We start from the raw sequence: 19208 nt of genomic DNA, 5'->3' as shown, positions 1-19208 counted from the left end.
GGCACGGGCGGGATGATAGGGCCGACCCTGGCGCTGTCCAGAAGACGCGGCGCCACGATGCGGCGTTTCAGCCGCGCTTGAATCGACGCGGGGTTTCATGCATACACCCGCGCTCACGTCGGCGGCCCCGTTGGCCGCCGTCCTTGTTTTCACGCCTGAGAGATTCTCCCATGGCCGTCCCCAAGAGAAAAACTTCGCCCTCGCGGCGCAACATGCGTCGCTCGCACCATGCGCTGGGCCCCAACGCCTTCGTCGAAGACAAGGAAACGGGCGAGCTGAAGCGGCCCCACCACGTCGACCTGAAGACCGGCATGTATAAGGGCCGCCAGGTCCTGACGCCCAAGGAAGACTAGGGCCCGCGTTCCGGCGCCCGCGCGCGCCGGATCCCCGACTTCTGATTCGACCCAACAAGCCGGTCGCCTCCCGCGGCCGGCTTTCGTCGTGCACGAGCAGAACGCTGGTGCGCGCTGCACTTTCGTGCGCCGGGCGCGCCTGCGTGTTGCGAAGGCCGCATCGGGCGGGCTAAAGCCCTCGCTCGCCCGCCACCTGCTTCCCCGACAGGACCTTCCTCAATGACCGAGATTGTCGACATCATCGCCCGCGAAATCCTCGACAGCCGCGGCAACCCGACGGTCGAGGTGGACGTGGTCTTGGAAGACGGCTCGCTGGGCCGCGCCGCGGTGCCGTCGGGCGCCTCCACCGGCGCCCACGAGGCTGTCGAGCGGCGCGACAGCGACCCCAAGCGTTATCTCGGCAAGGGCGTTCTGGAGGCCGTCGATGCGGTCAACGGCGAGATCTACGACGCGTTGTCCGGCTCCGACGCCGAGGACCAGGGGCGCATCGACCGCTTGCTGATGGATCTGGACGGCACGCCCAACAAGGGTCGCCTGGGCGCCAACGCGATCCTGGGCGTCAGCCTAGCCACCGCCAAGGCCGCGGCGCTCAGCGCCAACCTGCCGCTCTACAAGTACGTGGGCGGCGTGCATGCACGCGTGCTGCCGACCCCGATGATGAACATCATCAATGGCGGCGCCCACGCCGACAACCCGATCGACATCCAGGAATTCATGATCCTGCCGACCGGCGCGGAGACCTTCGCCGAAGGTCTGCGCATGGGCGCGGAGATTTTCCATGCGCTGAAGAAGGCGCTGAAGGATGCGGGCCACAACACCAACGTCGGCGACGAGGGCGGCTTCGCCCCCAACCTGGCGAGCGCGGAAGCTGCGCTGGCGTTCATCGTCAAGGCCGGCGAGGGCGCAGGTTACCGGGCCGGCGAGGACTTCCTGCTGGGCCTCGACGTCGCCTCGACCGAGTTCTTCAAGGGCGGCAAGTATGTGCTGGAAGGCGAGGGCAAGACCCTCGATCCGGCCGGCATGGTCGACTACCTGGCCGATCTGGTCGGCAAGTTCCCGATCGCCAGCATTGAGGACGGCTGCGGCGAGGACGATTTCGACGGCTGGAAGCTACTTACCGATCGCCTGGGCGCGAAGGTGCAACTGGTCGGCGACGACCTGTTCGTCACCAACCCTGAGCGCCTGTCGATGGGCATCGAGCGGGGCCTCGCCAACTCCATCCTGGTGAAGGTCAACCAGATCGGCACGCTCTCGGAGACGCTGGAAGCCGTCGAGATGGCGCACCGCGCCGGCTACACCGCGGTGATGAGCCATCGCTCGGGCGAAACCGAGGACTCGACCATCGCCGACCTCGCGGTCGCAACCAACTGCGGGCAGATCAAGACCGGCTCGCTCGCCCGTTCCGACCGCACGGCCAAGTACAACCAGCTTCTGCGCATCGAGGAGCAGCTTGGCGATCAGGCGCGCTATGCCGGCCGCTCGGCGCTGAAGCGCGGCTAGGTCGCATCGAGGCGGCTCGCCGTCGGGCCCGCAATTGGGCTATAGCTCCGCCGAGTTTCGAATGGCGAGGTTGAAGGCATGATCGGCAAGCTGAATCACGTGGGCGTCGCCACGCCTTCCATCGACGACGCGGTGCGCATGTACCGCGATGTGCTGGGCGCGACCTCGATCACCGACAAATTCGCCCTGCCCGAGCAGGGCGTGTGGGTGTGCTTCGTCAATCTGCCGAACAGCCAGATCGAACTGATCGAGCCCCACGGCGCGGACTCGCCGATCCACGGTTTCCTGGCCAAGAACCCCAAGGGCGGTCAGCACCACCTGTGCTTCGAGGTCGAAGACATCCTCGCCGCCCGAGACGCCATGCGCGCCAAGGGCGCCACGGTGCTGGGGACCGGCGAACCGCGAATCGGCGCCCACGGCGTGCCGGTGATCTTCGTCCACCCCAAGGACATGGGTGGCGTCCTGGTCGAGCTGATGGCCACGCCGCAAGAGGCGCACTGATGTCCTGGTTCACCGGCGTCGCGATCTATCTGACCATCTGGTGGACGGTGCTGTTCGCGGTGCTGCCGCTGGGGACGATCAGCCACGCCGAGGCGGGCATCGACAAGGGCGACGGCGGCGATCCCGGTGCGCCGGTCGACCCGAAGCTGAAGCGCAAGTTCTTCACCACAACCTGGATCTCAGCCGTGGTGTTCGGCGTCTTCTGGTTGGTCCTGAAGCTGCAGATCATCCACCTGCCGCGGTTGCCGTCGGGCCTGTAGAAGCCTGGCCGCAGGTTCTTTCGCGCCTGCGCGTTGCAATGCCTTCGCCGGCAAGGGTATCACCGCCGCAACCTCCAACGCCGGAAAGCCCGCCCGCATGCGCCTATCGCGTTACTTCATGCCGACGCTGCGCGAGGCGCCGGCCGACGCCCAGATCGTCTCCCATCAGCTGATGCTGCGCGCCGGCATGATCCGGCAGGAGGCGGCCGGCATCTACGCCTGGCTGCCGCTGGGCCTGCGGGTGCTGCGCAAGATCGAGCAGATCGTGCGCGAGGAGATGGACCGCGCCGGCGCCATCGAGGTGCTGATGCCGACCCTGCAACTCGCCGATCTGTGGCGCGAGAGCGGCCGCTACGACGACTACGGCGACGAGATGCTGCGCATCACCGACCGCCACAAGCGCGACCTGCTGTACGGGCCGACGGCGGAGGAGGTGATCACCGAGATCTTCCGCGCCTATGTGAAGAGCTACAAGGACCTGCCGAAGAACCTCTACAACATCCAGTGGAAGTTCCGCGACGAGCGGCGTCCGCGCTTCGGCGTCATGCGCGGCCGCGAATTCCTGATGAAGGACGCCTATTCGTTCGACGTAGACGAAGCGACGGCGCGCAAGTCGTACAACCGAATGTTCATCGCCTACCTCAACACCTATGCGCGGATGGGGCTGAAGGCGGTGCCGATGAAGGCCGATCCGGGCCCGATCGGCGGCGACCTGTCGCACGAGTTCATCATCCTGGCGGACACGGGCGAGAGCCAGGTGTTCTGCCATGCCGACCTGGTGGAGATGGGCGCACCCGGGCCGGACGTGGACTGGGACGGAGACCTGCAGCCATTGGTCGACAAGCGCGCCAATCTCTACGCAGCGACAGACGAGATGCATGACGCCGAGCGCTTCGGCGCGGAAGTGCCGACCGACAAGCAGTTGTCGGCGCGGGGCATCGAGGTCGGCCACATCTTCTACTTCGGCGAGAAGTACTCCAAGCCGATGAAGGCCAATGTGACGGGACCGGACGGCGTCGATCGGCCGATCCACGGCGGATCCTATGGCGTCGGCGTGTCACGCCTTGCGGGCGCGATCATCGAGGCGAGCCACGATGATGCGGGCATCATCTGGCCGGACTCGGTCGCCCCGTTCGGCGTGGCGATCATCAACCTGCGGCCCGGCGACGCCGCGGTCGATGCGGTGTGCGAGCAGGCTTATGCGGCGCTCTCCGCCGCCGGCAAGGAGCCGCTGCTGGACGACGGCCCCGATCGTCCGGGGGCGAAGTTCGCGGCCATGGATCTGGTCGGCATCCCCTGGCAGCTGATTATCGGTCCGAAGGGCGTCGCCGAGGGCGTGGTCGAGATCAAGCGCCGCGCCACCGGCGATCGCCAATCCCTGGCGTTGGACGCGGCGATCAAGGCGATCAGCGCGTGAGCGATACTGGCGGCCGAGCGCCGCCGTTCGGTGAATGGGAACGCTCCGTCGCCGCCCGCTACCTGCGCGCCAAGCGCAAGGAGGGCGGGGTGGCGATGATCTCGATCATCTCGTTCATCGGCATCATGCTGGCGGTCGCCGTGCTGATCATCGTCATGTCGGTCATGAATGGCTTTCGAACTGAATTACTGAATAGAATCTTAGGGTTCAATGGCCATCTGTACGTTGCTGGCGGGGCGCTCGCGACGCCGGAGCGAGACGGCGTCGTGCGCCGGCTGGCGGACCTGCCGGGCGTGGTCCAGGTGACGCCCGTCATCGAGGCGCAGGCGATGGCGCTCGGGCCGGCGCAGATCAGCGGCGCTGTGGTTCGTGGCGTCAGTCCGCGCGATCTCGCCGCCACCAAGATCATCTCCGGTAGCCTGACCGGCGGGTCGTTGCAGGGATTCGGCGCCGGCGAATACGGCGGCGACGAGATCGTGGTCGGCGCGCGGCTGGCCCAATCCCTGGGCGTGCGGGCGGGCGATTCTCTCACCCTGATCTCACCCACCGGCGGGGCGACCGCGTTCGGTGCGACGCCGCAGCGCAAGACCTACACGGTCGCCGCGACCTTCAGCGTCGGCATGAGTGAGTACGACCAGATCTTCATCTACATGCCGCTCGAGCAGGCGCAGCTTTTCTTCGGCCGTGAGGGGATGGTCGACTTCATCGAGATCAAGGTCGCCAATCCCGACAAGGCGCTGGAGATGAAGGACGAAGTGGCGCGCGCCGCCGGCCCCGCCACCGTGGTCACCGACTGGACCGAGAAGAACGCCGCCTTCTGGGGCGCGCTGAAGGTCGAGCGCAACGTCATGCGCCTGATCCTGATGATGCTGGTGGCGATCGCGGCGATGAACATCATCTCGGGTTTGGTGATGCTGGTGAAGAACAAGAGCCGCGACATCGCCATCCTGCGCACCATGGGGGCCGGGCAGGGGTCGATCCTGCGCATCTTCTTCATGGCGGGCGCTTCGGTCGGCGTGCTGGGCACCATCGCGGGCCTCGCCATCGGGGTGTTGTTCTGCACCTTCATTGGGCCGATCCAGCATTTCGTTGAGTGGGCGACGGGCGCGGAGGTGTTTAGCTCCGACGTCTATTTCCTCAGTCACGTGCCGGCCAAGGTGGACTGGAGCGAGGTGGCGATCATCGTGGGCTGGGCGCTTGCACTGTCGTTCCTGGCCACCCTGCCGCCGTCGTGGCGGGCCTCGCGCATCGATCCGGTCGAGGCGCTTCGCTATGAGTAGCCCGGTGCTCTCGATCCGCGGGCTGGAGCGCACCTATGTCACCGGCGCGGGCCCGCTGCATGTGTTGCGCGGCGTTGATCTGGACGTGTCGCCTGGCGAGATCGTCGGCCTGATCGGACCGTCTGGATCGGGTAAGTCCTCGCTGCTGCACGCCGCAGGCCTACTGGAGCATCCGGACGCAGGCGCGATCGTCATCGAGGGCGTGGACTGCTCCAACCTCAGCGAGGCTTCGCGCACGCGTGTGCGGCTGGCCACCATCGGCTTTGTCTACCAGTTCCACCATCTGCTGCCGGAGTTCTCGGCCCTGGATAATGTCGCCCTGCCGCAGATGATCGCCGGGCGGGCGAGGGCGGCGGCGCGGACACGGGCGCAGACACTGCTGGCCGACCTGGGGCTCGCCGAACGGGTGCGCCACCAGCCGGGGCAGCTTTCGGGCGGTGAGCAGCAGCGCGTCGCCGTCGCCCGCGCGCTGGCAAACGCCCCGCGCCTGTTGCTGGCCGACGAGCCGACCGGAAATCTGGATCCAGCCACATCGCTGGCGGTGTTCCAGAGCCTGCATCAGCTGGCGCGCCGCGAGGGCGTCGCTGCGGTTGTGGCCACGCACAATCTCGAGCTCGCCCGCCACATGGACCGCGTGCTGGCTCTGCGCGACGGTCACCTGGAGCCCTACACGGGCTGATAGCTAGGAGGCTGGGGCGCCCCGGGCCGAGATCTCTGCGCAGACCTCGTCCAGCATCAGCGCGCCCATGGACTTCGGCGTCACGTCGTACCAGCCTGAATCCAGGTCCCAGCGTTCCAGTGCGTCGCCACGCAGGTTGCCTTCTGCGAAGAAGTCCTTGGAGATCATGTGGTACCGGCGCCGCGCGCAGTCGGCCTCGTTGTAGGTGTTCGACGAGAGCGAGGCCCCGCCGCTCGGGGCGGGCCGGGGCTTGAAGTTCTCGATCCTCGACCAGAAGCGCACCAGGCCGTCATTCATGACCCGCGCCTCCTTGAGGCTGACCAGGTAGACGCCTTCGCCGGTCCAGCCGATCAAGGTGTAGTGCTCGTCACCGGTCACGCGGTCGTCCATCCAGGACCTGACCTCGGAGAGGCTCGACTTGGCTCTGGGCGCTGGCGTCCCGTCGGCTGCAGTCGCCCCGCCCGCCGTCAGCAGCAGCGATGCGGCGAGCGCGCCCAGAACGGCGCTCGCGCGGTTCACTTGGCGCTCCCGACCCAGGCCTTGGCCTCGGATTCGACGCCCTTCAGCTTGGCGCTGCCGGCCGCCTTGGTCTTGGCGAGCTCAATCACGTAGGCGCACACGTCCGCCGCCACATACTCGTCCCAGCTGCCGGGGCGCAGATAGGTCCAGCTCTCGTCGCCCTCGATGGAACTGAGCTGCTCTCCTTGGAGGGAGTTTTCCCCGTAGTAATCGATGGCCAGCGACTGGATGCGCTCCTTGTCGCAATCGAGCGCCGTCAGCAGCTTGTAGGAGCGTATGCCGTCGACCTCGCCGAGCTTGGTCGGCTTGAAGTATTCCGTCTTGGACCAGAAGCGCAGCGTCCCGTCCTTCATGGTCTTGATCGAGTCCAGCTCGACCAGCGCGACCGAGTCCGGGTCGAATGCCGAAACACCGTATCCTTCGTCATCGATGTAGCGTTCGACCCAGGCGTTCACGCCCTTCTCGTCCACGGCCTTGGGGGCGGGAGGCTTTCCCATGCCCTTGTCGGCCGCGAAGGCCGGTGCGCTCAGCGCAAGCATCAACGATGCGATCAAAATGGCACGCTTACTCATATCGACCCCTCCGACTCGCGGCGTTTTGCCGGCTCCTGCGCCCCCGGTTGCAAGAACGCCGCCAGCTCTGCTTGACGTTAGCGGCTTGACTGAGAGAACAAAAGGAGAATAAGAACGAAGCACGAACATACATAAGCATGCACAAGAGGATCGACGCACATGGCCCTTCTCGCTCGCGAATCGCTGGCTTTCGTTTCTGTCGCGGGCTTTGTCTGGGGCATGTGCCAGGTGGCCAGCCTGGTCGGATGACGGGGCATGCGCATGGCGGAGGCGAGCGGCGGCGACGAGGGGTTCGTCCATCTGCGCGCGCGCTCGGCCTATTCGCTGCTGGAAGGTGCGATCAAGGCCGACGCCGTCGGCAAGCTCGCCGCGGCGGCCCAGATGCCGGCCGTGGCGCTGACAGACCGCGCCAACCTGTTCGGCGCGCTGGAATTCTCGGTCGCGACCAAAGGCGAGGGCGTTCAGCCGATCGTAGGTTGTGCTCTGCCGGTCACCGGCATCGGCGGCGGCCGTTCCGAGCGCTGGGCGAAGACCCCCACCATCGTCCTCTTGGCTCAGAGCGAGGCGGGCTACCTCAACCTTTCGGCGCTGTCGTCTTCGGCCTATCTGGACGTGGAGCCCAATGAGGAGCCCGCGGTTCCGTGGGCGAGGGTCTGTGAGCATGCCGAAGGGCTGATTCTGCTGTCCGGCGGACCGGACGGTCCGATCGATCCGCTGTTCTCGGCCGGCAAGGTCGCCGAGGCTCGCACGGCCCTGGCCGAAATGAAGAGGGTGTTCAAGGACCGCTTCTATGTGGAGCTGCAGCGACATGGCTTGGCGGCGGAGGCCGCCGCGGAGCCACAACTCGTCGCCTTCGCCTATGAGGAGGACGTGGCCCTCGTCGCCACAAACGACGTCTATTTCCCCAAGGCGGCGCTGCATCAGGCGCACGATGCGTTGCTGTGCATCGCCGACGGTGCGTTCGTCGGCCAGGACGAGCGCCGCCGGGTCAGCGCCGAACACTGGTTCAAGCCGGCGGCCGACATGCGCGCCTTGTTCGCGGACCTGCCGGAAGCCTGCGACAACACCCTAGATATCGCCCGACGCTGCGCCTTCATGGTCGGCAAGCGCGATCCGATCCTGCCGCGCTTCCCTACCGAAGGGGGCCGGTCGGAAGAGGAAGAGATGGCGCACCAGGCGCGCGAGGGCTTGAAGGCGCGGATGGCGGCCGGTCAGGCGACTTCGGCCACGGTGGAGGACTATCACGCCCGGCTTGAGCGCGAGATCGGCGTGATCAGCCAGATGGGTTTTCCCGGCTACTTCCTGATCGTCTCGGACTTCATCAAGTGGGCCAAGGCCCGCGGCATTCCGGTCGGACCGGGGCGGGGTTCCGGCGCCGGTTCGCTGGTCGCCTGGTCGCTGACCATCACCGACCTCGATCCCTTGCGATACGGACTGCTGTTCGAGCGGTTCCTGAACCCCGAGCGGGTGTCGATGCCTGACTTCGACATCGACTTCTGCCAGGAGCGACGCGAAGAGGTCATCACCTACGTCCAGCAGCGCTATGGGCGCGACCGGGTGGCGCAGATCATCACCTTCGGGACCCTGCAGCCGCGCGCGGCTTTGCGAGACGTCGGGCGAGTTCTGCAACTCTCGCTGGGTCAGGTCGACCGGCTCGCCAAGATGGTGCCGAACAATCCGGCCAATCCGGTGACGCTCACCCAGGCGATCGCCATGGAGCCCAGGCTTCGCCAAGCCAGGGAGGAGGACGAGGCGGTCGCCCAGCTCCTCGACGTCGCCCTGCAGCTCGAAGGCCTCTATCGCAACGCCTCCACCCACGCCGCCGGGGTGGTGATCGGCGACCGCCCGCTAATCGAGCTGACGCCGCTCTACCGCGATCCGCGCTCCGAGCTGCCGGCCACTCAGTTCAACATGAAATGGGTGGAGAGCGCCGGCCTGGTGAAGTTCGACTTCCTGGGCTTGAAGACCCTCACGGTGATCGACCGGGCGCTAAAGCACCTGGCAAAGCGCGGCGCCGAGGTCGACATGGCGACCCTGCCGCTCGACGACCCCAAGACCTACGAGCTGATGAGCAACGCCCACACCGTCGGCGTCTTCCAGCTTGAAGGGCAGGGGATGCGCGACACCCTGCGCCAGCTTCGGCCAGGCTCCATCGAGGATGTCACCGCCATCGGCGCCCTGTACCGGCCGGGCCCGATGGACAACATACCGGCCTTCGTCGACTGCAAGTTCGGCCGCAAGCCGATCGACACCCTGCACCCGAGCCTGGAGCCGGTGCTGCGCGAGACCTACGGCATCATCGTCTACCAGGAACAGGTGATGCAGATCGCCCAGATCCTGGCCGGCTATTCGCTGGGCGAGGCCGACCTGCTGCGCCGCGCCATGGGCAAGAAGAAGAAGGACGAGATGGAGCAGCAGCGCGCTCGCTTCGTCTCGGGCGCAGCCGAGAAGGGCGTCAGCGCCGAACGGGCCGGCTCGATCTTCGATCTCGTCGACAAGTTCGCGGGCTACGGCTTCAACAAGAGCCACGCGGCCGCATATGCGCTGATCTCGTACCAAACCGCCTGGCTGAAGGCGAATGCGCCGGTCGAGTTCTTTGCAGCCTCCATGAGCCTCGACATCTCCAACACGGACAAGCTGGCGGCCTTCTACCAGGACGCCAAGCGCTTCGGGGTGAAGGTGCGCCCACCTGACGTCAACCGCTCGGAGGCCGACTTCGACGTGGCCGACGGCGAGGTGCTCTACGCCCTGGGGGGCGTGCGCAACCTGGGTCTGGGCGCCATGGAGCACGTCGTAGAGGTGCGCCGCGCCGGCGGGCCGTTCCGCGACCTGTTCGACTTCGTCGAACGCGTCGACCCCAAGCAGGTCAACAAGCGCGCGTTGGAGACGCTGGCCCGCGCCGGCGCCTTCGACACCTTGCACCCCAATCGCGCTCAGGTGGTCGCCGCCGCTGACGCTCTGGCGGCCTACGGCCAGAGCATGGCGGCCGAGCGCGCCTCATCCCAGGGCAGCCTGTTCGGCGGCGACCAGGCCGAAGCCGCCCGGCCCCGCATCCACAAGGTCGAGCCGTGGAACCCGATCCAGCGCCTGGACGAGGAACTGGCCGCTGTCGGCTTCTATCTGTCTGGCCACCCGCTTGACGATCTGGTCGAGGCGCTGCGCCGTCGCCGGAGCGACCTGCTGGCCGATGTGCTGATTAAGGCTGAGGCGGGCCACGAAGCTTTTCGCATGGCCGGCGTCGTTCGCCGCAAGCAGGAGCGGGCCTCTCAGTCCAGCGGCGAAAAGTTCGCCTTCGTCACCCTGTCTGACCCCACCGGCGAGTACGAGGTGCTGTTCCCGCCGGAGGCGCTGCGCAAGTGCCGTGACCTCCTGGAGCCGGGGCGTGCGGTGGCGATCAAGGTCCGCGCCAAGGCCCGCGATGGCGAGGTGCGCTTCTTCGGCGACGACGCCGAGCCAGTAGAGAAGGCGGTGGAGAACGCCACCGCCGGCGTGCGCGTGCACATTGCGCCGCGCAACGCCGAGATCGAGGCGCTCAAGCGGCGGCTGGAGGGCGTCACCAATCCACGTGGCGGAGAGATCGTGCTGGTCGCGGGCCTCGACGGCGGGCGCGAGGTCGAACTGAAGTTGCCCGGTCGCTTCACGCTGGACGGCGCGGTGCGCGGCGCGCTGAAGACCTCCCCGGGCGTGGTGTTCGTCGAAGACCTCTAGGAGAGATCCGGCCTCAGAACAGGCTCTTCGGTTTGCGAGGCTTCGCCGGCGCCGGATAGGCGTCGATCCCGCTGCGATTGGAATAGACGCTGCCCGGTTTGAACGGCTTGAACGGCTTGAAGCCATCGGACGACTTGTAGGCTTCGTACGGCTTGAAGCCGTCGGACGGCTTGTAGGGTTCGTACGGCTTGAACCCGTCGGACGGCTTATAGGCTTCGTACGGTTTGAAGCCTGACGCCGGCTGCGGCGCGCCGTACGACGGAGCACGATAGGGCGCATAGCCCGGCGCGCCGTATCCCCGTTGCTCCCCATAGCGCGGCTGGCGGTTCGGATCGTTCGAGGGGGCGTCGAAGATCGACTGGGCGCAGGCTGATCCGGTGAAAGAGGCTAGGCCCAGCGCAACGGTGATCAGGATCGAGGATTTCACAGGCGCGCTCCGGCCAAGCTTCTTGTTGGCTATATGTTCCGGATTTCGCAACCGGCGCAACTGAACTCTCGCATGACGTGTGTGCGGGCCGGTCGGCGAATTGGCCCTACGTGAGCCCGGCGCCCGGCGAAGCGGCTGCGGCTGTTGCTTTTTTCGGCCCTAGCGCCTATGTCCGCGCCTCAATCCACACGCAGGCGTTTGGGGACTGGCGGGGAGACATCCCGTCCGTGTCCACTCCGGTCCTCCTCGAAGGAGGGTGGCCTGCGGAGGTTCAACCGGAAAAAGGACTATAAACCAATGGCGCTTCCCGATTTCTCCATGCGTCAGCTCCTGGAAGCTGGCGCCCACTTCGGCCACCAGACCCATCGCTGGAACCCGAAGATGGAACGCTTCATCTTCGGCAGCCGCTCGAACATCCACATCATCGACCTGTCGCAATCGATCCCGCTGCTGCATCAGGCGCTGGTCAAGGTGCGCGAAGCCGCGGCCTCGGGCGGACGGGTGCTGTTCGTCGGCACGAAGCGTCAGGCCTCTGACCCGATCGCGGTCGCCGCGCGTCGTTGCGCCCAGTACTACGTCAACCACCGTTGGCTGGGCGGCACGCTCACCAACTGGCGCACCGTCTCGCAATCCATCGCGCGTCTGCGCGAGCTGGAAGGCCTGATCGAGGGCGACACGGGCGCTGGCCGCACCAAGAAGGAGTTGCTGCAGCTGACGCGCGAGCGCGACAAGCTGGAGCTGTCGCTGGGCGGCATCCAGGACATGGGCGGCATCCCGGACCTGATGTTCGTGATCGACACCAACAAGGAAGCGATCGCCATCCAGGAAGCGCGCAAGCTCAACATCCCGGTGATCGCCATTCTCGACACCAACTGCGATCCGGACGGCATCACCTATCCGATCCCCGGCAACGACGACGCCGCCCGCGCCATTCAACTCTACTGCGACCTGATGGCCGATGCGGTGCTGGACGGTCTGGCCGCTGGCCAAGCCGCCTCGGGCGTCGACCTGGGCGCCTTGGAGACTCCGGTGGAGCCGGCCCTGGCCCGCAGCGAAGCGGCCGCCGACCCGCAGGCCGAACAGACGCCCGCCGCCGAACCTGCCATCGAGCGGGCGGCCGAAGAAGCCTCTTCGCCGACGCCTGAGCAGGCGGGCTGAACTTTCGTTGAATCCCTGGCCGGGCCCAAGCGCCCGGCCGAACTCAGACTGGAGGAATGACCATGGCGGAGATCACTGCTGCGCTGGTCAAGCAACTGCGCGACAAGTCCGGCGCAGGCATGATGGATTGCAAGAAGGCCTTGCAGGAAGCCGCCGGCGACATGGAAGCGGCCAGCGACTGGCTGCGCACCAAGGGCCTGTCCAAGGCCGCCAACAAGACCGACCGCGCCGCGGCCGAGGGCCTGGTGGCTGGCCTGATCAGCCCTGACGCCAAGACCGGCGTGCTGATCGAGCTGAACGCCGAGACTGACTTTGTGTCGAAGAACGAGACCTTCCAGGCCGCCGCCCGCGACATCGCGGCCGTGGCGCTGGACGTCGAAGGCGTCGACGCGATCTCCGCGGCCAAGACCGCCAAGGGCGAAGTCGTCTCAGAGATGGTCACTAACCTGATCGCCACGATCGGCGAGAACATGCGCCTGCGTCGGGCCGCCCGCCTGAGCGTCGCTCAAGGCGCGGTTGCACTGTACCTGCACAACGCGCAGGGCGACGGCGTCGGCCGGTTGGGCGTTCTGGTGGCGCTGGAAGGCGGCGGCGACGCCGCCGTGCTGAAGGACGTCGGTCGCAAGATCGCCATGCACGTGGCCGGCACGCCGACCCCGCCGCTGGCGCTGACGCCCGACGATCTGGATCCAGCCGCCGTGGCCAAGGAAAAGCAGTTCCTGACCGACCAGGCGCTGGAATCCGGCAAGCCGGTGGGCGTGGTCGAGAAGATGATCGAAGGCCGTATCCGCAAGTGGCAGGAAGAGGTCGTGCTGCTGAAGCAGCCCTTCGTGATGAACCCGGATCAGACGATCGAGCAACTCATCGCCGAAACGTCGAAGTCGACGGGCGCGCCGCTGGCGGTGAAGGGCTTCGTGCGCTTCGTCTTAGGCGAAGGCGTCGAGAAGAAGACCGACGACTTCGCCGCCGAAGTCGCGCAACTGACCAGCCAGGACTGACCTGGACCAAGAAGCCGCGGGCGTGCGTGACAGCGCGTCCGCGGTTTTCGTGTGCGCGTGAGGGTGGCGGCGCCAGCGCCCACTTTCGGGCGCCGCGCGGTGGGCTAGATTGCCTGGACAGATTCGAAAGAAGAAGCCGCGCCTATGTCGACTGCCCCCCTCCGCTACAAGAAGATCCTCTTGAAGGTCTCCGGCGAGTTCCTGATGGGGGACGCGCCGTTCGGCATTGATCCCAAGACGCTGGAAGCGGTCGCCGAGGACATCGCCGAGGTGGTGCGCCACGGCGCGGAGCTGTGCCTGGTGACCGGAGGCGGCAACATATTCCGCGGCGTGTCGCTGGCCGGACGGGGCATGGAGCGGGCAAGCGCCGACTACATGGGCATGCTGGCCACTGTGATGAACGCGCTGGCCCTGCAAGGCGCGCTGGAGAAGATCGGCGTCTACACGCGGGTGCAGTCGGCGATCCCCATGGAAGCGGTCTGCGAGCCCTATATCCGTCGCCGCGCCCTGCGCCATCTGGAGAAGGGACGCGTGGTGATCTTCGCCGCTGGCCTGGGGGCGCCGTTCTTTACCACGGACACGCCGGCGGCCCTGCGCGCCGCGGAGATGGGTTGCGACGCGCTGTTCAAGGGCACCAGCGTCGACGGCGTCTACACCGCCGACCCCAAGAAGGATGCGAACGCCAAGCGCTATGACTCCCTGAGCTATCAGGAGGTGCTGGCTAAGGATCTGCGGGTAATGGACGCCTCCGCGATCAGCCTGATGCGCGACAATCAGATTCCCATCGTAGTGTTCTCGATCCGCGAACGCGGTAACTTCCTGAAGGTGCTGCAAGGCGAGGGCGTCTACACGACCATCGCCTGACGCGCCCTGAGCTTGAGAATGGAGAAGCGCCCATGGCCACCGCTGAGAAGCCGGTGCTTTCGAAATACAAGGACCGCATGGAAAAGGCCGTCACGGCCTTGAAGGAGGAGTTCGCCAGCCTGCGCACCGGCCGCGCCTCGTCCAACCTGCTCGATCAGATCACCGTCGACGCCTACGGTTCGCAGATGCCGCTGAACCAGGTCGGCGCGGTCAGCGTACCCGAGCCGCGCTCGATCAGCGTCAGCGTCTGGGACAAGGCCCTGGTCGTTTCTGTGGAGAAGGCGATCCGCAATTCGGGCCTTGGCCTGAATCCGGTCGTGGAAGGCCAAAACCTGCGCATCCCGATCCCGGCGCTGACCGAGGAACGCCGCAAGGACATCGCCAAGATGGCCAGCAAATACGCCGAGCAGCAGCGGATCGCCGTGCGCAACGTGCGTCGCGACGCCATGGACGACCTGAAAAAGGCGGAGAAGGACAGCGTCATCACCCAGGATGAGCAAAAGCGCATGGAGTCGGAGGTGCAGAAGCACACCGACGAGGCGGTCAAACGGGTGGACGAAGCCTTGAAAGTCAAAGAACAAGAGATCATGCACGTCTAGGTGTGGCGATCCCAGCGCCCGTCGCTCCAGTCCTGAAGGCGCCCCCGATGGCCGTCGCCAAGTCACAGTCGCAGGAAGGCGGACCCACGCCCGGAGCGCCGCGCCTGCACGTCGCCATCGTCATGGACGGCAACGGTCGATGGGCCAAGCGGCGCGGGCTGCCGCGCACGCTGGGCCATCCGCGCGGCGTCGAGGCGATCCGCCGCACAGTCGAGGCGGCGCCGACTTTGGGCGTCGGCTGGCTGACGCTATACGCCTTCTCCACCGAGAACTGGGGCCGTCCGCCGGGCGAGGTTTCCGAGGTCATGCGGCTACTGAAGGCCTATGTGAACAGCGATCTCGACAACCTGGTGCGTGAGGGGGTGCGGGTGCGCATCCTGGGCCGGCGCGAGGGCCTGGCGCCGGACATCGCCGAGATTGTCGAACGGGCCGAGGCGCGCACCGCGCACAATGACGGCTTCCATCTTCAGGTGGCGTTCAACTATGGCGCGCGGGCCGACATCGTCCAGGCCGCCCGCCAATTGATGGAAGCGGCGCGCGAAGGTCGCCTCGATCCCGAAGCGCTGGACGACAAGGCGTTCGAGGCCCGGTTGTCGACCGGCGGCCTGCCGCCTCCAGACCTGGTGATCCGCACCAGCGGCGAGCAGAGGCTGTCCAACTTCCTGCTCTGGGAGTCCGCCTATGCCGAGTTCGTCTTCCAGGACGTGCTGTGGCCCGACTATGGGCTTGAGCACCTGAAGGCCGCGATCGCGGAGTTCACCAAGCGCGAGCGGCGATACGGCGGAACCGTCGCCGATGACGTACTTGCCGCAGGCTAGGCGCTTCGACTGGTCCAATTTCGGGGTCCGGCTTGTTTCCACCGTGGTCCTGATCCCGGCGGTGCTGTTGGCTGTCTGGACCGGCTCCTGGCTTTTCCTGCTGCTGCTGTCGGTAGCGGTGGCGCTGCTGGCCATCGAATGGGCCAGCATGAGTGCGCCGCGCGCGCCGATGCGGGTCTCGGCGGCGGTCACCGCGGCGGTGCTGGGCGGCGTGTTCCTGGCGTACACGGGCGAGCATCAACTGGCCTGGGGCGTCGCCTCGCTGGGGGCGCTGGCCGCGGCGCTGATCGCCCGCGGCGTCGCCGAGCGGCCGTTCGATGCGGCTTACGGCGTGATCTATATCGGCATACCCTGCCTTTGCCTTGTGTGGCTGCGGGCTACGCCGCAAGGCGAATGGTGGACCATGATGCTGCTGGCGATCACCTGGTCGGCCGACATCGCGGCGTTCGCGGTGGGCAGCGCATTGAAGGGCCCCAAGCTATGGGTCCGCTTTTCCCCCAACAAGACCTGGTCCGGCTTCATCGGCGGGCTGCTGGCCGGCGCCCTGGTCGGCGCGCTGATGGCGTCCCTGCCGCTTTTCCGGCTCAACCTCGCCGCCGCTGCGGCCATCGGCCTGGCCGGGGGGCTCGCCACCATGGCGGGCGACCTTTGGGAATCGATGCTCAAGCGCCGCTTCGGCGTGAAGGACAGCGGCGATCTGATACCCGGCCACGGCGGGCTCATGGACCGGGTCGACGGCCTGATGTTCGCAGTGGCGGTGATCTCCGCGGCGCGGCTGGTCAATCACCTGGGGTGGGGCCATTGACCCTGCCACGGCGCGTCAGCGTGCTGGGCTCGACGGGCTCAGTCGGCGTCTCCACCCTGGACCTGTTCGAGCAGTCCGGCGCGGAGGTCGAGGTGGTGGCCCTGGCGGCCGGGCGCAACGTCGAGATCCTCGCCCGGCAGGCGCTGCGCTGGCGGCCGAAGATGGCGGTGATCCGCGACGAGGCGCTGTTGCCGGAACTGCGCGAAAGACTGGCTGGCTCGGGGGTGACCGCATCCGGCGGGGCAGGCGCGCTCGCCGAGGCGGCTGCGGCCGAAGCCCAATGGGTGATGTCAGCGATCGTCGGATTTGCGGGTTTAGCGCCAACCTTGGCGGCGGCGAAGGCCGGGGCGGTGATCGCGCTCGCCAACAAGGAAAGTCTGGTCTGCGCCGGGCCCTCGCTGCTGCGCACCGCCAAGCTCGCGGGCGGGGCGGTGATTCCCGTGGATTCCGAGCATTCGGCGATCTTCCAGGTGCTGGATCCGATGAACATCCATCACGTGGCGCAGCTCATCCTCACCGCCTCGGGCGGCCCTTTCCGCGGCTGGAGCCAGGCGCAGATGGCGCAGGCCTCGCCCGATCAGGCGGTCGCCCACCCCAAGTGGAACATGGGCCGCAAGATCTCGGTGGATTCCGCGACCATGATGAACAAGGGGCTGGAGATCATCGAGGCGGCCTATCTGTTCTCGATGCGGCCGGACCAGATCGGCGTGCTGGTGCACCCGGAATCGATCGTCCACAGCCTCGTGGAGTACGACGACGGCTCGACACTGGCCCAGCTCGGCGCGCCTGACATGCGCACGCCGATCGCCTGCGCCTATGCCTGGCCGGACCGGCTTTCGTGGCCGGCGCCGAAGCTGGACCTGGCGAAGATCGGGACGCTGACGTTCGAAGAACCGGACCTTGGCCGCTTTCCTGCCTTGAAGATCGCGAAAGACGCTCTCTCAGCCGGAGGAGCTGCGCCCGCCGTGATGAACGCCGCCAACGAAATCGCCGTCGCCGCCTTCCTGGAAAGCCGCATCGGCTTCCTGGATATCGCCCGCGCGGTCGCAGATACGCTGGAGCGCGTCGAGGCCCAGGGGCTCGCCAGCCAGGCCAACGACGCCCTGGACGGCGCGCGCGAAACCGACGCGGTGGCCAGGCGTGTGGCCGCCGAAGTCATCGACCTTCGACGCCGGGCGCATTGATGCGCGTGGAGCACCATCGACCCCATGATTGATTTCATCGGATCCGCCCTGAGTTACATCGGCCCGTTCCTGCTGGTGCTGGGCCTCGTGGTGACCATCCATGAGTTCGGCCATTTCCTGGCGGCGCGCAGCCTTGGGATCGCCGTCGACCGTTTCTCGATTGGTTTCGGGCGTGCGATCGCCACCTGGAAGGACAAGGCCGGGGTCGAGTGGCGGATCGGCTGGCTGCCGCTGGGCGGCTATGTGCGCTTCGCCGGCGATGAGAACGCCGCCAGCGTGCCCGACCAGGCCGATCTCTCGGCCATGCGCAGCGAAATTGAGCGACGCGAGGGCGTGGAAGCCGTCGGCCGCTATTTCCACTTCCGGCCGCTGTGGCAGCGCGCGGTCGTCGTGGCGGGGGGCCCGTTCGCCAACTTCGGGCTGTCGATCGTGCTGTTCGCCTTCCTGCTGATGACGGTGGGCGAGACCATCCTGCCGGCGCGGGTGGACGGGGTGATTCCAGGCAGCGCGGCGGAACGGGCAGGGTTCTCGCGCGGCGACCTGGTCGTCGAAGCCAACGGACGGAAGATCAAATCCTTCCTTGAGCTGCAGCAGATGGTCTCAATGCGCGCCAACGTGCCGATGAGCTTCGTGGTCGAGCGCGGCGGGCGCGAATTGACGCTGCACGCGACGCCCGAACGCAAGACCATCGTCGCCAGGATCGGCGGCGAGCAGAAGGTCGGCGCCCTGGGCCTGCGCGGGCTGGAGCAGCCGGGTGATCGGGTCGTGAAGCGCTACAACCCGCTCGAGGCTCTCGGCGGCGGCGTGGCGCGGACCTGGGATGTGCTTGAGTCGACCGTCTACTATCTGGGGCGGCTGATCACCGGCAAGGAGACCGCCGAACAACTGGGCGGACCATTGCGAATCGCCCAAGCCTCGGGCCAGGTCGCACAGGCTGGGGCGGAAGGCGGGACGACGCCGTTCGCCATGGTGCTGGGCGGTCTGGTGGCCTTGCTTGGCCTGACCGCCGTGCTCTCGGTAGGCATCGGATTCATGAATCTGCTGCCCGTTCCGGTGCTCGACGGCGGGCATCTGCTTTTCTACGCCTACGAGGCGATCACACGACGCCCTCTTGCAGCCAAGGTTCAGGCGGCAGGGTATCGCGTGGGCCTTGCGCTGCTGCTCGGATTAATGTTGTTCGCGACCTGGAACGATCTGCAGCAATTGCGTGTGTTCAAATTTCTCGGCGGCCTCCTCTCCTGAAAGCCCCCGACCCAATCCTGTGACGGCTTAATTCATGCAAAGACCCCGCGCCCGCCGCGCCGCGCTCGCCACAGGCCTTGCGTTGCTGCTCGGCTCGACCGCACTCACCGCGCCAGGGCTGGCGCTGGCGCAGGCTGCGCCGGCCGCACCGACTCCGCCGCCCGCCGCATCGTCTCCGCCTGCTGTTGCGGATTCGCCTGCCCCTGTGGCGGCCGATCAGCGCGTGGCGACGATCCAACGGATCATCGTACGTGGGAACGAGCGCATCGAGCCTGCCACGGTGATCTCCTATCTGCCGATCCAGGTCGGCGAGACCGTCGATCC

20 protein-coding genes and 1 pseudogene are annotated in these 19208 nt (G+C 66.9%); 18 read left to right on the top strand and 3 right to left on the bottom strand.

Annotated features, from left to right (window positions below):
• Positions 1 to 170 precede the first annotated feature (170 nt).
• The 7 genes from rpmF to Q8R27_RS11220 all read left to right on the top strand — a co-directional run bounded on the left by rpmF (position 171) and on the right by Q8R27_RS11220 (position 5990).
• Complete coding sequence (rpmF, locus tag Q8R27_RS11250; RefSeq protein WP_305594150.1) at positions 171 to 353, top strand: 50S ribosomal protein L32; 183 nt, start codon at positions 171 to 173, stop codon at positions 351 to 353.
• 219 nt (positions 354 to 572) lie between these two features.
• Complete coding sequence (gene eno / locus Q8R27_RS11245; RefSeq protein WP_305699106.1) at positions 573 to 1853, top strand: phosphopyruvate hydratase; 1281 nt, start codon at positions 573 to 575, stop codon at positions 1851 to 1853.
• Between the two features lie 78 nt (positions 1854 to 1931).
• Positions 1932 to 2354 carry a methylmalonyl-CoA epimerase gene (mce, locus tag Q8R27_RS11240; protein ID WP_305699105.1) on the top strand — a complete coding sequence of 141 codons (423 nt, stop codon included), beginning with the start codon at positions 1932 to 1934 and terminating at the stop codon, positions 2352 to 2354.
• Positions 2354 to 2614 carry a DUF1467 family protein gene (locus Q8R27_RS11235; protein WP_305699104.1) on the top strand — a complete coding sequence of 87 codons (261 nt, stop codon included), beginning with the start codon at positions 2354 to 2356 and terminating at the stop codon, positions 2612 to 2614. Before mce ends, Q8R27_RS11235 begins: the two co-directional genes overlap by 1 nt.
• Positions 2615 to 2711: 97 nt before the next feature.
• Positions 2712 to 4031, top strand: coding sequence for a proline--tRNA ligase (gene proS / locus Q8R27_RS11230; protein ID WP_305699103.1), 1320 nt, complete (start codon positions 2712 to 2714; stop codon positions 4029 to 4031).
• Positions 4028 to 5311, top strand: coding sequence for a lipoprotein-releasing ABC transporter permease subunit (locus tag Q8R27_RS11225; RefSeq protein ID WP_305699102.1), 1284 nt, complete (start codon positions 4028 to 4030; stop codon positions 5309 to 5311). Before proS ends, Q8R27_RS11225 begins: the two co-directional genes overlap by 4 nt.
• Positions 5304 to 5990 (top strand): ABC transporter ATP-binding protein, encoded by a 687-nt coding sequence (locus Q8R27_RS11220; RefSeq protein ID WP_305699101.1) that lies wholly within the window; start codon positions 5304 to 5306, stop codon positions 5988 to 5990. Before Q8R27_RS11225 ends, Q8R27_RS11220 begins: the two co-directional genes overlap by 8 nt.
• Before the next feature lie 3 nt (positions 5991 to 5993).
• Here Q8R27_RS11220 and Q8R27_RS11215 read toward each other — a convergent pair whose 3' ends face one another.
• The gene (locus Q8R27_RS11215) at positions 5994 to 6509 is read right to left on the bottom strand and encodes a surface-adhesin E family protein (RefSeq protein WP_305699100.1); all 516 of its coding nucleotides are present in this window, start codon (positions 6507 to 6509) and stop codon (positions 5994 to 5996) included.
• Positions 6506 to 7081 (bottom strand): surface-adhesin E family protein, encoded by a 576-nt coding sequence (locus Q8R27_RS11210; protein ID WP_305699099.1) that lies wholly within the window; start codon positions 7079 to 7081, stop codon positions 6506 to 6508. Before Q8R27_RS11210 ends, Q8R27_RS11215 begins: the two co-directional genes overlap by 4 nt.
• Before the next feature lie 159 nt (positions 7082 to 7240).
• Here Q8R27_RS11210 and sidA point away from each other — a divergent pair, with 159 nt between their 5' ends.
• Together sidA and dnaE are read left to right on the top strand one after the other, a co-directional pair.
• Entirely contained in the window at positions 7241 to 7330 is a 90-nt protein-coding gene (gene sidA / locus Q8R27_RS14500) for a cell division inhibitor SidA (protein WP_371134687.1), read from the top strand.
• A 12-nt stretch (positions 7331 to 7342) separates the two neighbouring features.
• Positions 7343 to 10789 carry a DNA polymerase III subunit alpha gene (dnaE, locus tag Q8R27_RS11205; RefSeq protein ID WP_305699120.1) on the top strand — a complete coding sequence of 1149 codons (3447 nt, stop codon included), beginning with the start codon at positions 7343 to 7345 and terminating at the stop codon, positions 10787 to 10789.
• A gap of 13 nt (positions 10790 to 10802) precedes the next feature.
• Here the strand turns inward: dnaE and Q8R27_RS11200 are convergent, their stop codons facing one another.
• The gene (locus Q8R27_RS11200) at positions 10803 to 11216 is read right to left on the bottom strand and encodes a hypothetical protein (RefSeq protein WP_305699098.1); all 414 of its coding nucleotides are present in this window, start codon (positions 11214 to 11216) and stop codon (positions 10803 to 10805) included.
• A gap of 297 nt (positions 11217 to 11513) precedes the next feature.
• On the opposite strand from Q8R27_RS11200, the gene rpsB reads away from it, so the two are divergent.
• The 9 genes and pseudogenes from rpsB to Q8R27_RS11155 all read left to right on the top strand — a co-directional run.
• Positions 11514 to 12374, top strand: a complete 861-nt coding sequence (gene rpsB, locus Q8R27_RS11195; RefSeq protein WP_305699097.1) for a 30S ribosomal protein S2 — start codon at positions 11514 to 11516, stop codon at positions 12372 to 12374.
• A gap of 62 nt (positions 12375 to 12436) precedes the next feature.
• Positions 12437 to 13372 carry a translation elongation factor Ts gene (gene tsf / locus Q8R27_RS11190; protein WP_305699096.1) on the top strand — a complete coding sequence of 312 codons (936 nt, stop codon included), beginning with the start codon at positions 12437 to 12439 and terminating at the stop codon, positions 13370 to 13372.
• A gap of 144 nt (positions 13373 to 13516) precedes the next feature.
• Complete coding sequence (pyrH, locus tag Q8R27_RS11185; protein ID WP_305699095.1) at positions 13517 to 14236, top strand: UMP kinase; 720 nt, start codon at positions 13517 to 13519, stop codon at positions 14234 to 14236.
• A gap of 32 nt (positions 14237 to 14268) precedes the next feature.
• A complete protein-coding gene (gene frr / locus Q8R27_RS11180; protein WP_305699094.1) occupies positions 14269 to 14835 on the top strand; it encodes a ribosome recycling factor in 567 nt (188 codons plus the stop codon).
• Between the two features lie 47 nt (positions 14836 to 14882).
• On the top strand, positions 14883 to 15653 hold the full coding sequence (gene uppS, locus Q8R27_RS11175; RefSeq protein ID WP_305598242.1) for a polyprenyl diphosphate synthase: 771 nt from the start codon (positions 14883 to 14885) through the stop codon (positions 15651 to 15653).
• A complete protein-coding gene (locus Q8R27_RS11170) occupies positions 15631 to 16458 on the top strand; it encodes a phosphatidate cytidylyltransferase (protein ID WP_305699093.1) in 828 nt (275 codons plus the stop codon). The genes uppS and Q8R27_RS11170 overlap by 23 nt, the downstream gene beginning before the upstream one ends.
• Positions 16446 to 17642, top strand: a complete 1197-nt coding sequence (locus Q8R27_RS11165; RefSeq protein WP_305699092.1) for a 1-deoxy-D-xylulose-5-phosphate reductoisomerase — start codon at positions 16446 to 16448, stop codon at positions 17640 to 17642. Before Q8R27_RS11170 ends, Q8R27_RS11165 begins: the two co-directional genes overlap by 13 nt.
• Positions 17643 to 17666: 24 nt before the next feature.
• The gene (gene rseP / locus Q8R27_RS11160) at positions 17667 to 18884 is read left to right on the top strand and encodes an RIP metalloprotease RseP (protein WP_305699091.1); all 1218 of its coding nucleotides are present in this window, start codon (positions 17667 to 17669) and stop codon (positions 18882 to 18884) included.
• Positions 18885 to 18918: 34 nt separating this feature from the next.
• A pseudogene (locus tag Q8R27_RS11155) lies at positions 18919 to 19208 on the top strand (hypothetical protein); the annotation flags it as partial.

The sequence above is a fragment of the Phenylobacterium sp. genome, from assembly GCF_030697305.1.
Classification (GTDB): domain Bacteria; phylum Pseudomonadota; class Alphaproteobacteria; order Caulobacterales; family Caulobacteraceae; genus Phenylobacterium.
The sequence above is the reverse complement of the archived record's forward strand: the minus strand, read 5'-3'. Positions and strand labels throughout refer to the sequence as shown.